Source organism: Paenibacillus sp. FSL H7-0442, assembly GCF_038593105.1.
GTDB classification, from domain to species: domain Bacteria; phylum Bacillota; class Bacilli; order Paenibacillales; family Paenibacillaceae; genus Paenibacillus; species Paenibacillus polymyxa_D.
Genome location: NZ_CP151963.1, coordinates 4,860,862 through 4,875,916, shown reverse-complemented (window position 1 = coordinate 4,875,916; position 15,055 = coordinate 4,860,862). Strand labels below are relative to the sequence as shown.

General features: G+C 47.7%; 12 protein-coding genes. 11 read left to right on the top strand and 1 reads right to left on the bottom strand.

Going from position 1 to position 15,055, the window contains the following annotated elements:
• Positions 1-68: 68 nt before the first annotated feature.
• From MHH57_RS21635 to MHH57_RS21620, 4 genes are all read left to right on the top strand, one after another.
• Positions 69-833, top strand: a complete 765-nt coding sequence (locus MHH57_RS21635; RefSeq protein WP_029519329.1) for a GTP cyclohydrolase II — start codon at positions 69-71, stop codon at positions 831-833.
• Positions 830-1,930, top strand: coding sequence for a bifunctional diaminohydroxyphosphoribosylaminopyrimidine deaminase/5-amino-6-(5-phosphoribosylamino)uracil reductase RibD (ribD, locus tag MHH57_RS21630; protein ID WP_069011587.1), 1,101 nt, complete (start codon positions 830-832; stop codon positions 1,928-1,930). The genes MHH57_RS21635 and ribD overlap by 4 nt, the downstream gene beginning before the upstream one ends.
• 618 nt (positions 1,931-2,548) lie before the next feature.
• Positions 2,549-5,467, top strand: coding sequence for a glycosyl hydrolase (locus MHH57_RS21625; protein ID WP_342434506.1), 2,919 nt, complete (start codon positions 2,549-2,551; stop codon positions 5,465-5,467).
• Positions 5,468-6,302: 835 nt separating this feature from the next.
• Positions 6,303-7,421, top strand: coding sequence for a slipin family protein (locus MHH57_RS21620; RefSeq protein ID WP_029519326.1), 1,119 nt, complete (start codon positions 6,303-6,305; stop codon positions 7,419-7,421).
• 60 nt (positions 7,422-7,481) lie between these two features.
• On the opposite strand, the gene MHH57_RS21615 is transcribed toward MHH57_RS21620, so the two are convergent.
• Entirely contained in the window at positions 7,482-7,895 is a 414-nt protein-coding gene (locus MHH57_RS21615; protein WP_029519325.1) for a chemotaxis protein CheW, read from the bottom strand.
• A 275-nt stretch (positions 7,896-8,170) separates the two neighbouring features.
• On the opposite strand from MHH57_RS21615, the gene MHH57_RS21610 reads away from it, so the two are divergent.
• From MHH57_RS21610 to MHH57_RS21580, 7 genes are all read left to right on the top strand, one after another.
• Complete coding sequence (locus MHH57_RS21610) at positions 8,171-9,106, top strand: sugar-binding transcriptional regulator (protein WP_029519324.1); 936 nt, start codon at positions 8,171-8,173, stop codon at positions 9,104-9,106.
• A gap of 208 nt (positions 9,107-9,314) precedes the next feature.
• Positions 9,315-9,977, top strand: a complete 663-nt coding sequence (gene deoC, locus MHH57_RS21605; RefSeq protein ID WP_029519323.1) for a deoxyribose-phosphate aldolase — start codon at positions 9,315-9,317, stop codon at positions 9,975-9,977.
• Positions 9,978-10,007: 30 nt separating this feature from the next.
• Positions 10,008-10,403 (top strand): cytidine deaminase, encoded by a 396-nt coding sequence (locus MHH57_RS21600; RefSeq protein WP_029519322.1) that lies wholly within the window; start codon positions 10,008-10,010, stop codon positions 10,401-10,403.
• Positions 10,404-10,478: 75 nt separating this feature from the next.
• Positions 10,479-11,657: a NupC/NupG family nucleoside CNT transporter gene (locus MHH57_RS21595; protein WP_069011937.1), complete on the top strand. Its 1,179-nt coding sequence runs from the start codon at positions 10,479-10,481 to the stop codon at positions 11,655-11,657.
• Positions 11,658-11,689: 32 nt separating this feature from the next.
• Positions 11,690-12,871 carry a phosphopentomutase gene (deoB, locus tag MHH57_RS21590; RefSeq protein WP_069011939.1) on the top strand — a complete coding sequence of 394 codons (1,182 nt, stop codon included), beginning with the start codon at positions 11,690-11,692 and terminating at the stop codon, positions 12,869-12,871.
• 97 nt (positions 12,872-12,968) lie between these two features.
• Positions 12,969-13,676: a purine-nucleoside phosphorylase gene (gene deoD / locus MHH57_RS21585; protein ID WP_013312036.1), complete on the top strand. Its 708-nt coding sequence runs from the start codon at positions 12,969-12,971 to the stop codon at positions 13,674-13,676.
• A gap of 32 nt (positions 13,677-13,708) precedes the next feature.
• Positions 13,709-15,010 (top strand): pyrimidine-nucleoside phosphorylase, encoded by a 1,302-nt coding sequence (locus MHH57_RS21580; protein ID WP_029519318.1) that lies wholly within the window; start codon positions 13,709-13,711, stop codon positions 15,008-15,010.
• Positions 15,011-15,055 lie beyond the last annotated feature (45 nt).

The following is a 15,055-nucleotide window of genomic DNA, read 5'->3' as shown; positions in this document are numbered from 1 at the left end:
ATAACGATTAGCCTTTGAAGAATTAGGCATTTTCTATATAGAGCTTATATAAAGGATGGTGCAAAGAGATGAACCAAAAAGATGTAGCTACGCTACTTAACGATAAAATTCAAACCGTTCGTGGAGAACAATCTTCGACGATTTTGGTTGGACCGATCAAGCTGCCAGTTAATTTGGAAGGGGAAACGGTTGTTTTTCAGTGGTACTGCTGGTTGCCTGTACGGGATGAGGAAGATCGTCAGGACTTACTGAATGCCACCGCTGAGACGATTGTGAAGCGATTGTCCACACTGGATTTGGCAGAGGGACAACAGTCAAGCGTTTTGGTGTACGGCGATCTCGAGCAGTCGGAAAATGCATTAGTTCGCATGCATAGTATTTGCCATACTGGAGATATTTTTGGTAGCAAGCGTTGTGATTGTGGATTTCAACTCCACCAGTCCATGAAAATGATCGTGGAACATGGAACGGGTGCATTGTTCTATCTGGCTAACCATGAAGGCCGCGGAATTGGTTTGTTTAGTAAAGCCATGGCTTATATTCTGCAGGAAGAAGGCATGGATACCGTGGAAGCCAATCATCAATTGGGTTTTGAAGATGATACACGCAACTATGCGGATGCCATTAGTGTGCTCCGTCACCTGAGACAAAAGCCGGTAACCCTGATTACAAATAATCCTAAAAAACTGGATGCCTTGAAAAAATCGGGTATGAATGTGGCGGGTCGTATGCCGCTCTGGGGCGATGTGTCGCAATATAATGAACGGTATTTGAATACAAAAGTGGAACGATCCGGCCATTTGCGGGATTCCGATCTCAGGGAGGTTCTATGACCACTCACGAAAAATATATGCGCCTGGCACTGGAAAATGCCAGAAGTGCTAAAGGGCAAACAGAACCGAATCCGCTCGTCGGATCAGTCATTGTCAACAACGGCCGTATCGTTGGGATCGGCGCTCATCTGAAGCCCGGCGAGCCACATGCCGAGATTCATGCGTTGCGTATGGCGGGTGAACACGCTCAGGGAGCGACGATTTACGTAACGCTGGAGCCGTGTTCCCATCACGGCCGGACAGGCCCGTGCGCGGAAGCGATTGTGAAGGCTGGCATTCGTCGAGTGGTGATTGCAGCGCTGGACCCGAACCCGCTGGTTTCCGGCAGAGGGGTGCAGATTTTGAAAGATGCAGGCATTGAGGTCATTGTCGGCGTATGTGAGCAGGAATCCATCCGCATGAATGAAGTGTTCAATCAATATATCGTGAGCAAGCGTCCTTTTATTACGATCAAATCAGCAGTAACGCTGGACGGTAAAATTGCAACTCGAACCTCTGAAAGCAAGTGGATCACATCTGAGGCTGCACGGGAGAATGTGCATCGTCTTCGTCACGAGCATGTAGGAATCCTGGTCGGTGTACAGACCGTGATTCATGATAATCCTCAGCTTACGACTCGTCTACCAGAAGGACGGAATCCGATTCGTATCATTCTGGATAGTAAGCTTCGAATTCCATTGGATGCTCGTGTCATTACAGATGGGGAGGCTCCGACCTGGATATTCACAGGACGGGCCTACGATGAAGGCAAGCGAAGCCAGCTGGAACAGCTGGGTGTAAAAGTATATCCGACACAGGATGAAAACAGCGATCGGGTTAACCTGCCGCAAATGTTGGATATTCTGGGGGCAGCGGAGGTGTCATCGGTGTTCGTGGAAGGCGGAGCCGAAGTGAACGCTTCGTTCGTGCAGCAAGGGCTGGCAGACAAGCTGGTGCTGTATATGGCGCCGAAGCTGGTTGGAGGACGTGCAGCCCCGGGATTTCTCGGGGGAGAAGGCGTGTCTGCGATGAGCGATGCGGTGGCATTGCATGATTTGAGCGTGACACAGGTTGGTGTAGATTGGAAAATAGAAGGGTATTTTGAGCGGGGAAAATGAGTGAGTTGTTTTCGGGTGGAGGAGGCGCTTCGCGGAGAGGTTGATCTTCCGATCGCTGTTGCAGTGGGATTCTTCGGATTGTATGAGAGATTTAAAGGTAAGAATCCCACTGCAAAGGCGAACGCTTCCGCTTCTCCAGATGCAACCCCTTCGCTCCGCTGCTGCCCACCGCAAAGTCACTCTTTTTCCGAAATGTTGTGGAGCATGGGAAGGGCATAAGAAACTAAATACTCAAAAACTCAAAGGCTCAAAAACTTATAAATTCAAAACAGAGGATCTGAAGGGCTAAAAGGCCTGGAGGATTCTTTTTTTATATACTAAACGTTTATTAGGGTGAATGGTTAATGGGATGAATAACTTATAGGGTGAATGTCTTATGGGGTGAAGAGAATCCTATTAGTCTATTAGTTTGTATAACATAATTACGCATATTCGGGTTTTTCGTACTGGTTTCTTTTGTGTTTTTTAGGGACTTTCGCCTCGTTTAGTTGAAATATAGAAATGAAAGGATTGACCTGGAAATTGGGATCAAGCACAATGAAGTTGAATTCAGCTTGGAAGAAAAGGGAAAAACCTTGCAGTGAAAGGGATTTGAGAATTCAAAGGAGGATGTAGGTTGTGAAAAAAATGATATTATGCTTGTTAAGTGCCAGTATGATGTTTTTAGCTGCACCGGTCTCTACTAAAGCCTTTTCGGGTGAGGTCACACAAGGCACAGGCTCATATTCAACCACACTACCTGCCGGAGCAGCAACACCGCAAAATGAGATTTACAAAACAGCGAATGTAACCAGCCCAATGCCTACCAATGACTGGTGGAGCAGCCTGGCCTGGGTACCATACTCTGAGGCTCAATATCCGCATCCACTTGCCTTGAAAAATCAGCAAAAAGGTTTACGCATCTTTAACCCGAGTGGGAAAATTACAGTAAATCCGGGATACATCGCAGGCTGGATGGATGATGTGAACGATTTTACCATCGGCCATTCTGTAAGCGCTTCATTTCCGGATGCCAAGGTGGATGGTTTCAGTGATTGGTTTGTCAAATCATTATTTCAAAGCGGTAGCAATAAAATGAGTGCTACCTACGGACACGGCTCCCCCTATGTATTTTTTGAGTTTGGCGGCGGCAATCCCAAGCTTTCATTTAATGGGGTGCCAGAGGTTTGGTCTGGGTCAGCTAGTTCCTCTGTGCTTGGCATTACGGTCAATGGCTCACACTATGGTCTGTTTGGCCCGTCTGGCAGCACCTGGTCTGGTCTCGGGACGAGTACGCTGATCAATCAATTGAACGGGAAAAGCTATTTTACAGTGGCGGCTTTGCCTGACAAAACAACCGCGACCTTGGACAAATTTCAGCAATACGCCTATTCTTTCGTTACAAACTCCAAAGCGCAGTACAGCTACAACGAAGCTTCTTCCGAGGTAACGACCACCTTTACTGTTGCAACAACAGCGAAGGAAGGCGCACAAAGCGGCACTATTTTTGCCTTATACCCGCATCAGTGGAAAAATTCACCACAACCTCTGCTGGGCTATACGTACAATTCCGTACGCGGTCTGATGAAAACAGCAGAGGGTGCGTCTTTTCAAACGAAAATGAAATTTACAGGAGTATTACCTTCCTTGCCCGACTTGGGGTCCTACGATAAAAATACACTCAACAATTATATAAACGCAGCGAAAGCAGAAGTCTACTCCGGCGATAGAGATACGTACTGGACTGGAAAACGTCTGGGCAAGCTGGCAGCGCTGGCGCCGATTGCCGACCAGGCTGGCAATACCACAGCAGCGACCCAGTTCCGCAATGAGATCAAAAGTCGGTTGCAGGACTGGTTTAAGGCTAGTGACAGCTCGGGGAATCTGAAAAGCTCCAGTCTATTTGTGTATAACAACAATTGGGGAACATTGATCGGTTATCCCGACAGCTTTGGCAGTGCAATAGAGTTAAATGACCATCATTTCCATTATGGATACTTTATTAAGGCTGCGGCCGAAATTGCGCGTGTAGACAAGAACTGGGCATCTGAATCCCAATGGGGACAAATGGTACAACTGCTCATTCGCGACATCGCAAATATCGACAGGTCTGATTCGAAATTTCCGTATTTGCGTAATTTTGATCCCTATGCCGGACACACTTGGGCTTCCGGCCATGCCAAATTTGGCGACGGCAACAACAATGAATCCTCCTCGGAGGCGATGAATGCTTGGGCCGGTCTTATTTTATGGGGCGAGGCGACGGGAAATACTCAAACTCGTGATCTCGGCATTTATCTATATACAACGGAAATGAATGCGATTAACGAATACTGGTTTGATGTGCATGGCACAAACACCCCTGCAGGGATGCAAAGCGCGACGGCCAGTATGATCTGGGGAGGTAAAACGGTGGGGGATGCAACCTGGTGGACCAATAATCCCGCAGAGGTGCACGGTATCAACTGGCTGCCAATTACCTCGGCTTCCTTGTACCTGACACAATATCCGGAATATGCGGCTAAAAATTTTAGCAATCTGCTGCAAAAAAGCGGAGGGAACTTCAGTCCGTGGGAAGATATTGTGTATATGTACAGGGCGATTTCAGACCCGTCCGATGCCAAGGCCAAATTCAGTGCACGCGTAGCGACGATGACACCGGAAGCTGGGAATTCCAAGGCGAATGCCTACCACTGGATCTATAATTTGGATGCTGTAGGCAACATCGACCGCAGCATCACCGCTAATTCACCTATTTATGCCGTATTTCATAAGAACGGTGTAAAAACCTATGTGGCCTACAACTTTACAGACCAGGTCAAAACAGTAACCTTCTCAGATGGGCACAGTATTACCGTGCAGCCGAATAGCTTTAATGCCGGAAATGGAAGCGGCGGTGGCAATCCGCAGCCTGATACGGAGGCTCCGTCCATCCCGACGAATGTACGAGTTACGACCAAAACGGCTTCGACAGTCACTCTGGAGTGGGATGCAGCTACAGACAATGTTGGCGTTACGGGGTATATCGTTTATAAGGACGGGGCTCAGGCGGCAGAGATAAGCGGTATTTCCGCATCAATTACAGGGCTGAATGCAGCTTCCACTTACAGCTTTACCGTTAAGGCTCGCGATGCAGCTGGTAACCTATCTGCAGCAAGCCATGCTGTATCGGTAACTACGGAGGCAGCATCTGGCGGTAATGAGGGCGGCGGAGAAACGGAGGATTATAAAGTAGGAGCTCGCTTTGTCAGCGATCGTGAAGCATTGCTTCAATTTACACCCAAAACAGCCTCAGCCTATGTTGACGTGCATTATACTTTAACGGGTGGACAACAGCTCAATTACCGGATGACCAACAACGGCGGTGTCTGGGAGCAGCGGGTAACAGACCTCGATATCGGGAAGGGTGTCAGCTATTGGTTTACCTATGAAAAGGCGGGATTGCAATACGAGACCCCTCCATTCAGCTATACACACCAGCAGATTGCCTCAACAACGACAGACGTTCCAGAACTTCCAACACCAGGCGCTGATCCCGTTTTCGAAAAAACATCCTAGTGGATCAGGCCTAAGATACGAACGCGACTAGTTAACTATAGAGAGAAAGACACGAGGGAAGCACATATGCTTCTCCTGTGTCTTTTTCGTTTTTTATAGGGTCGTAATACTTTCGCCATGTTCGCGAGTTCTAGATTACGCGATAATGATAAAGGCTGATACAGGAAGATATTACCGAGGCGCGGATTTCCAAAGGTCCCGCAGTGCCTGCCCTGATGGGGTCAGGTATCCTGTAAACTTGCGTATCCACCAACAATTAGGGTTCGATTCCCAATCGCCTTCCACGCGACTTCTGGTAGAGTATTCGAATGATCGAATAAAAACAATGAAAAGACCCGGATAAGAGCATCCCATGTCTGGTCTTGATGACAGATACCGGGGCGATGGCTATGCGGCCAGCGGATACCGGAGAGAGCAAGCGCCGACAGGGCCCGAGGCTTCGGAGATACGGATTCACAGTCGATGTTGGGCTGATGAATCCCATCCCTAGAACACGAAAACAGGCGGTATCTTTCTTTTTCCTCAAGCTTGACCCCGCCGTTCACACCGGAGGGATGCTCTGCAAGGGTCCTAACCCTACTACAACAAATAAAAATAAAAAATCCTCATTTTAAAAGTGTGTTAATTTTAAGGCGGGCAGCTACGGAGCGGTCCATTTGAATCTGAAGAAGCGAAGCGTTCGCCTTTTGCCCCTGAAGTTTAACCCTATAAGGGGTTCATCAAATCCAAAAATTCAGGGGCAACAGCGATTGGAAGATCAAATGGATCGCGGAGCGCCACACGTAGAAAAAAACACTCTTTTAAGTTGAGGATTCTAAATACTAGGAGTGATACGATGTTTAAGAAGATAACAATTAAATCCGATGAGCGCGGATTGCTGTTCAAAAAAGGAAGCTACCACAAATTGTTGCAACCAGGAACTTACCTATTGAAGACATTTCAGCAGGAAGCGGTTGAAATTTTGAATGTAGCCGAACCATTTTTTGTACCGGACCATGATATTCGTTTGTTTTTGACAGATCCCCTATTGCTTGAGCAATTGAATGTCATTGATGTAGAGGACCATGAATATGTGCTGCATTATGAGGATAATCGGTTTGTGGAGCTGCTGACGGCTGGGAAATATGCTTATTGGAACGTGCTCAAGGAACATCGTTTTGTTCGTGCAGATACTCGGCAGCCTGCAATTGATAAGGCATTGGGGCAAGCATTCTTGTCCAAGACACCGGGCTTCTGGAAGGCGCTTCAGGTGGGCAGCTATGAATTAGGATTTTTGTATTACGATAATGTGTTGCAGGGTGAGCTGAAACCGGGTAAATATTATTTCTGGATGTCCACGGTGAATACAGAGATCAAAACGATAGATATGCGACAACAGCAAATGGACTTGATGGGACAGGAAATCATGACAGAGGACAAAATTACGCTGCGCCTCAACTTCGTCTGTCAGTACCGTATCATCGACCCATTGCGGGCATTAGAATTCCGGGCATACGAGGAGCAAATGTACATTATGCTTCAACTGTTGTTACGCGAATACGTTGGCACGATGAAGCTGGATGATTTGCTGAAAATGAAGCAGGAGATTGCGGTATATGTTTTGACTCGACTGAATGAGCAGAGCGACGAATATGGAGTGACTTTTACGTCAGCAGGGGTGAAGGATATTATTTTGCCGGGGGATATCAAGGATATTCTGAATACGGTGCTGTTGGCAGAGAAGAAGGCACAGGCCAACCTCATCACACGACGTGAAGAGACGGCATCCACTCGTAGTCTGCTCAATACGGCCAAGCTGATGGACGAGAACGCCACTCTCTATCGTCTCAAAGAGCTAGAATTCATGGAAAAAATCTGCGAGAAGATTGGCACGATTTCGCTAACTGGCGGGAATACGTTGCTGGAGCAGCTGAACACGCTGGTTCACATGAAAGAGGGGCAGGGACTCCAATAACTGAAAATACTCCCGAACGATGAGTGCAAGCCGCCTCAAGGTTCGGGAGTATTTTGCGTTTTAGTTCGTCTTGGTGGATGCGAGAAAAGCGTCCATATCGATCACCGGAATGAGGGTACCCTGATGCTCCATCACGGTAGGGAACAACTCGCGCTGCCACTCTTCCTCATTGCTTTGTAGCTGACTGTCCTCGGCAGAAGCCGTGTCCTCCACCTGATCGACAAGCAGAGCAATCTTCGCACGGCTGAGCAAAATCATTTTGTCCTCGGAGGAATCGCTGGATGCAGGAAGAAGCAGTTTTTTGCGTAAATTAAGGATCGTAAATACATTGCCGCGAATAGTCACCATTCCTTCATGCCATGCTTCGGAAAAGGGAAGCGGAGTTCCCTTCTTAGCATTCATGACTTCTTCTACTTCCACAAAGTTTAAAGCGAACTTTTTGTCCGCTAGACTGCACACAATAAATTCAGACATAACAATTCTCCTTATCTATTCAGATGAGCCATCACAGGTTGTGATTGAGCGGTAAAATGGGTTAACTATTGCGTTTTGACAGATGGAACGATAAAGTTGAGGATGCGGTAAAATGGTTGTAGTTACTCACAGAATATCACAAACGAGCAGTTAAATCTTCCAAAATAACAACCATACGGCCAAGGCGTGGCTTCAAGTTTCCCTTCATATATAATGTTTGGGACTAAAGCTGTGTCCGATGGCACTACATTTTAAGATAAGCGGGTTGAGGTAGAGTGGATCATGAAAAGCAGCGATTAAGTATCGAAGCAGCCAGATTATACTATCTAAACGACTACAGCCAGCAAGATATCGCGGTCAGACTCGGGGTTTCGCGTCCTACGGTATCGCGGTTACTTCAGGCTGCCAAGGAACAAGGATACGTGCGGATTAGTATTGTGGACCCGATGGAGGATATGGACGCGCTCGGAGAGCAGGTGAAGAAGAAATACGGACTGGATACTGTGTTAGTCTGTTATTCGCCGTTAAATGAATATCAGGAGATCAAGAAGCATATTAGCAAAAAAGCAGCCGATTATTTGCATGAAACGGTACAGGATGCTGATATTATTGGAGTGACATGGGGAACAACCATGCATGCCGTGGCGCTTCATCTCCAACAAAAGCAGGTCAAGGGAGTTGAGGTGGTTCAGCTCAAGGGAGGCGTGAGCCATTCACATGTCAACACATATGCTGTGGAAACCGTGAATTTGTTCGCAGAAGCCTTTCATACCATAGCAAGGTATTTGCCGCTGCCTGTAATTTTCGACAGTCACGCCGTTAAGAAAATGGTCGAGGAGGATCGGCATATCCAGCGTATCATCGAACTTGGCAAGCAGGCGAACATCGCGGTGTTTACGGTGGGGACGGTCAAGGAGGATGCGTTGCTGTTCCGATTGGGTTATTTTAACGGGGAAGAGCAGAAGCTACTGCAAAGAGTTGGCAAGGGCGATATTTGCTCACGCTTTTTTGACGCTGAGGGCAACATATGCAGTCAGGAAATTAACAGCCGTACCGTTGGGATTGATTTGCCTGATTTGCGAAAGAAGGAGAAGTCCATTCTCGTCGCTGGAGGCCAGCGCAAAGTGGAGGCCATTCGGGCATCGCTGCGTGGCAAGTATGCGAATATCTTGGTGACGGATCAGTTTACGGCACAAGCACTTTTACAATAGAGCAAGTCGCCTCCATCCAGCAAATTACACGGTTATGGCGTGTGCCTACAGGGTAATATGAATGGTAGGTGAACGCCTTATGTACAAGCGTGAACATAATTTCAAAATGTGTTTTACATATGTTCAAAGCCGTGCTATGATGATCTCATCACAGAGAAATAAAGGACTTTTGTCTTCAACTATTTATCTAATGAAGGAGCTTTTAGATATGAACATTGCAGCATTAATCGACCATACATTGTTGCGTGCAGATGCGACGAAGGATGAAATTACGAAATTGACTGCCGAGGCAAAAAAATATCAGTTTGCTTCTGTATGTGTGAACCCGGCGTGGGTAGCTTATGCAGCAGAACAGCTCGCAGGCACAGGCGTAGCCATTTGTACAGTTATCGGTTTCCCGCTGGGAGCGAGCACGTCCGCAACGAAAGCATTTGAAACGAAAGATGCTATTGCTAACGGAGCGACTGAAATTGATATGGTTATTAACATAGGCGCTTTGAAGGAACGTGATGTACAGCTCGTCGAGCAGGACATCCGTGCGGTCGTGGAAGCAGCTGCTGGTACACTGGTAAAAGTGATTATCGAGACCTGCCTGCTGACTGACGAAGAGAAGGTACTGGCATGTGAGCTGTCCGTCAAAGCGGGGGCGAATTTTGTGAAAACCTCGACAGGCTTCTCAACAGGTGGAGCTACTGCGGAAGATGTGGCTTTGATGCGCAAAACGGTAGGACCTGAGATTGGTGTCAAGGCTTCAGGCGGTGTACGCAGTCTGGAAGACGTGCAAAAATTAGTAGAAGCTGGCGCAAGCCGGATCGGTGCAAGTTCCGGTGTGAAAATCATCGAGGGCGAGCAGTCTACATCTTCCTACTAAGTTTATTTTAAAGTCATGGAGGGATTCGCAATGAAGGATCAATTGATTCAGAAAGCGCTTGAGGCGCGTAAACAGGCGTATGTTCCGTATTCGAATTTTCAGGTGGGTGCTGCGGTTCTCGGAAGCGATGGCACGATTTATCACGGATGTAATGTGGAAAATGCCTCCTACGGCTTATGCAATTGTGCAGAGCGGACAGCGATTTTTAAAATGGTATCCGAAGGCTGCCGGAAAATTGATTCGATTGCGGTTGTAGCTGATACGGAAGGGCCTGTGTCTCCATGTGGGGCCTGTCGTCAGGTCATTTCCGAATTTGCTCATCAAGATACCAAAATTTATCTGACAAACCTTCATGGCAACACGGAAGAGTGGACGGTGGATCAATTACTGCCGGGTGCCTTTCGACCTGCGGATCTGGGGAAATAAAAAAAAGAATGCCTCTTTGGGGCGCGTTCTTTTTATGGGGAATGTAAGCGCTTAATGTAATAAGGGGGAAATTAAATGAAATATGTAATCGCTCTGGTGGGACTGCTCGTTGTTTTTGCACTTACTTACGTTGCCAGTAGTGACAAACGTAAAATCAGGTATCGTCCGCTGGTGGTTATGGTTGTGTTGCAGGCGGCGCTAGCTTTTGTATTGCTCCACACAGGTATTGGCGAATTTTTGGTCAAAGGCTTTGCAGAAGGTTTTAATAGTCTTTTGGCATATGCCACTGAAGGGATTAACTTCGTTTTTGGAGGAATTGCGAATGAAGGAGCAGCACCGTTCTTTATCGGTGTACTGCTGCCAATCGTGTTCATATCCGCGCTGATTGGTATTTTGCAATATGTAAAAGTGTTGCCTTTTATTATTAAATATATCGGGCTTGTCTTGAGCAAAGTAAACGGAATGGGTAAACTGGAATCCTACAACGCTGTAGCTTCGGCTATCTTGGGTCAATCCGAGGTGTTTATTTCCGTTAAGAAGCAAATTGGTCTGCTGCCAAAACATCGGTTGTATACGCTGTGTGCGTCTGCGATGTCTACGGTGTCCATGTCGATTGTGGGAGCTTACATGCAAATGTTAAACCCCAAATATGTGGTCACAGCTTTGGTATTGAACCTGTTCGGCGGCTTCATTATCGCTTCTATTATTAATCCGTACAAGATTGAGAAGCAAGACGATTTACTGGAGGTTCAGGAGGAAGAGAAGCAGTCCTTCTTCGAAATGCTCGGGGAGTATATTATGGACGGTTTCAAGGTTGCGATTACGGTAGCTGCGATGCTGATCGGTTTTGTGGCGCTGATTGCCATGGTTAACGGGATTTTCTCCTGGTTGTTTGGAATCAGCTTTCAGGCGTTGCTTGGCTATGTGTTTGCGCCTTTCGCTTTTGTCATGGGTATTCCGTGGAACGAAGCCGTTCAGGCGGGCAGCATTATGGCTACTAAACTCGTATCCAACGAATTTGTGGCCATGCTGGATCTGACCAAGCAAACAGGCTTGTCGGAGCGTACAATCGGGATCGTATCGGTATTCCTCGTATCCTTTGCTAACTTCTCATCCATCGGTATCATTTCCGGGGCTGTGAAGGGTCTGCATGAAAAACAGGGAAATGTGGTGGCCCGCTTTGGTCTGAAGCTGTTGTACGGGGCAACGCTGGTTAGCGTGCTGTCGGCAACGATTGCAGGGTTGTTTTTGTAAAAAAAACAGCGAGTCAGGAAAGGATTTTTATAATGTCTAAATTCAAACGGATTCACTTGGTGGTTATGGACTCGGTTGGTATCGGCGAAGCGCCGGATGCTGCCCAGTTTGATGATTACGATGTAGATACACTCGGTCATATTGCGCGCGAACGCGGCGGTCTGAACATGCCGAATATGGGTAAGCTCGGTCTGTCCAACATTCGTTCCATAGAAGGGGTGCCAGCGGCCGACAAGCCGCTCGCGTATTACACTAAGATGCAGGAAGCCTCCAATGGCAAGGATACGATGACGGGTCATTGGGAAATTATGGGCTTGAATATTGCAGTTCCTTTCCGTGTATTTCCTGATGGGTTCCCGGATGAGTTGATTCAGCGCATTGAGGAGCACACAGGCCGCAAAGTGATTGGCAATAAGCCTGCCAGCGGAACGGAAATCATTGATGAGCTGGGCGAAGAACACGTGAAAACTGGAGCGCTCATCATCTATACCTCGGCGGACTCTGTACTGCAAATTGCGGCGCACGAGGAAGTTGTACCTTTGAAGGAGCTCTATGAGATTTGCGAGTTCTGCCGTAAAATCACGCTGGAAGATCCGTACATGCTGGGTCGCATTATTGCCCGTCCGTTCGTAGGTGAGGCAGGGAATTTCTCTCGTACCTCTAATCGACATGATTACGCGCTCAAACCATTTGGTCGCACTACAATGAACGAGCTGAAGGATGCAGGCCTGGATGTGATCGCCTTGGGTAAAATCTCTGACATTTATGACGGCGAGGGTGTAACGAAGGCGGTGCGTACGGTGTCCAATATGGACGGCATGGATAAGCTGGTGGCCACGCTCGACGAAGATTTCACCGGATTAAGCTTTCTGAATTTGGTGGACTTTGACGCTGTGTACGGTCACCGTCGTGATCCACAGGGATATGGTCAAGCTTTGGACGATTACGATGCGCGTTTGCCAGAGGTTTTTGCTAAAATGACCGATGACGATCTGCTGATCATTACTGCAGACCATGGGAATGATCCGACATATCGGGGAACGGATCACACCCGCGAATATGTACCTTTGCTGGTATATTCCCCGCGTTTTACAGCGGGGGACAAGGAACTTGCGGTTCGTAAAACCTTTGCTGATATTGGAGCGACCGTAGCGGATAACTTTGGTGTAAAACTGCCTGAACACGGAACGAGCTTTTTGGCAGAGCTTCAGTAATCCAGGGCCCGCAAGAGTACAAGCAAGATTACAAAGATTAATGTAACGGTATAAATAACGATACAAGCACGGACAAATGGGACGGAGGAATAAAAACATGAGTGTACACATTGGAGCCAAACCTGGAGAGATTGCAGAAACGATTTTGCTGCCAGGAGACCCGCTACGGGCAAAATTTATTGCTGAAACATATCTGGAGGACGTGACCTGCTACAACGAGGTGCGCGGAATGCTCGGATTCACGGGTACGTACCAAGGCAAACGCCTATCTGTACAGGGAACCGGGATGGGGCTGCCGTCTATCAGTATTTATGTCAACGAACTGATTAGCGAATACGGTGTGAAAAACCTGTTCCGCGTGGGTACATGCGGCGGAATGAAGGAGCATGTACACGTTCGTGACGTCATTTTGGCACAAGCATCCTGTACGGATTCCGGTATGAATCGCCATATTTTTGGTGGCTACGACTACTCGCCGATTGCCAGCTTCGATCTATTGAAGGGCGCTTATGATCGTGGTGTTGCCAAAGGCTTGAACATGCATGTCGGCAATGTATTCAGCTCAGACAGCTTCTACCGTGATGATAAATCAGTGGTACAAAAGCTGATGGAATACGGCGTGCTGGGTGTAGAGATGGAAACTTCAGCTTTATACACGCTCGCAGCCAAGTTTGGCGTAAACGCACTGACGATTCTGACGGTAAGCGATCATTTGTTGACGGGGGAAGAAACGACCGCAGAAGAACGGCAAACGACCTTTAAAGAAATGATGGAAGTTGCACTGGATACAGCAGTATCTCTGTAAACGATCATACGCACAGTGAGGAGAAATGACATATGAGAATGGTAGACTTGATTGAGAAAAAACGTGACGGAAAAGAACTGAGTACGGAGGAAATTAATTTTATTATCCAAGGCTACACTCAGGGTGAAATTCCCGATTATCAAGTCAGTGCATTGGCGATGTCCATTTTCTTCAAAGATATGACTGAACGCGAACGCGCTGATCTGACGATGGCGATGGTTCATTCGGGTGATACCATTGATCTGTCCGCGATTGAAGGTGTAAAGGTCGATAAGCATTCTACTGGCGGCGTGGGTGATACAACAACGCTGGTACTGGCTCCGCTCGTAGCGGCCTTGGACATTCCGGTAGCCAAAATGTCAGGACGCGGCCTCGGACATACCGGAGGAACGATCGACAAACTGGAAGCTATTGCAGGCTTCCACGTCGAAATCAGCAAGGACGAATTTGTGGATTTGGTGAATCGCAGCAAAATTGCGGTCATCGGACAAAGCGGTAACCTGACACCTGCGGATAAAAAATTGTATGCCTTGCGTGACGTTACGGCGACGGTCAACTCGATCCCGCTGATTGCCAGCTCGATTATGAGTAAGAAAATCGCTGCTGGCTCCGATGCTATCGTGCTCGATGTAAAAACAGGTGCAGGCGCATTTATGAAAACTGTAGATGATGCCAAAGCACTGGCACATGCCATGGTGAGCATCGGTAACAATGTGGGTCGCAAAACGATGGCAGTCATTTCCGATATGAGTCAGCCGCTGGGTCTGGCTATCGGGAACTCACTGGAAGTGAAAGAAGCAATTGATACGCTGCGCGGCGAAGGACCCAAAGATCTGGAAGAACTGTGCATGGCTTTGGGCAGTCAGATGGTATTTTTGGCAGGGAAGGCAGATTCCCTCGATAACGCCGAAGAGAAGCTCAAAGAAGTCATTCGTAATGGCAAAGCACTGGAAAAATTCAAAGAGTTTATTGCGAATCAGGGCGGTGACGCTTCTGTAGTGGATCATCCTGAACGCTTGCCGCAAGCACAGTATCTTATTGAGGTGCCTGCGAAGCAGGACGGTGTGGTAGCTGAAATCGTGGCTGACGAAATCGGTACCGCAGCGATGTTGCTTGGAGCAGGACGTGCGACCAAAGAATCCGAGATTGATCTGGCTGTCGGCTTGATGTTGAACAAAAAGGTCGGGGATGCTGTTCAAAAAGGCGATTCACTGGTTACCATCCATGCGAACCGTGAAGATGTAGCCCAAGTGCTGGAGAAAATCTACGCGAACATCCGTATTGCGGATCATGCGGAAGCGCCAGTGCTAATCTACGGAACAGTGACAGAGTAAGCGATAAGCCCTATTCATAAAGTCGTATTAGTAGCATGCATATGA

Coding starts and splice junctions, on each gene's coding strand:
- MHH57_RS21635 (WP_029519329.1), top strand. CDS start 69: ATGAACCAAAAAGATGTAGCTACGCTACTTAACGATAAAATTCAAACC.
- ribD (WP_069011587.1), top strand. CDS start 830: ATGACCACTCACGAAAAATATATGCGCCTGGCACTGGAAAATGCCAGA.
- MHH57_RS21620 (WP_029519326.1), top strand. CDS start 6,303: ATGTTTAAGAAGATAACAATTAAATCCGATGAGCGCGGATTGCTGTTC.
- MHH57_RS21615 (WP_029519325.1), bottom strand. CDS start 7,895: ATGTCTGAATTTATTGTGTGCAGTCTAGCGGACAAAAAGTTCGCTTTA.
- deoC (WP_029519323.1), top strand. CDS start 9,315: ATGAACATTGCAGCATTAATCGACCATACATTGTTGCGTGCAGATGCG.
- MHH57_RS21600 (WP_029519322.1), top strand. CDS start 10,008: ATGAAGGATCAATTGATTCAGAAAGCGCTTGAGGCGCGTAAACAGGCG.
- MHH57_RS21595 (WP_069011937.1), top strand. CDS start 10,479: ATGAAATATGTAATCGCTCTGGTGGGACTGCTCGTTGTTTTTGCACTT.
- deoB (WP_069011939.1), top strand. CDS start 11,690: ATGTCTAAATTCAAACGGATTCACTTGGTGGTTATGGACTCGGTTGGT.
- deoD (WP_013312036.1), top strand. CDS start 12,969: ATGAGTGTACACATTGGAGCCAAACCTGGAGAGATTGCAGAAACGATT.
- MHH57_RS21580 (WP_029519318.1), top strand. CDS start 13,709: ATGAGAATGGTAGACTTGATTGAGAAAAAACGTGACGGAAAAGAACTG.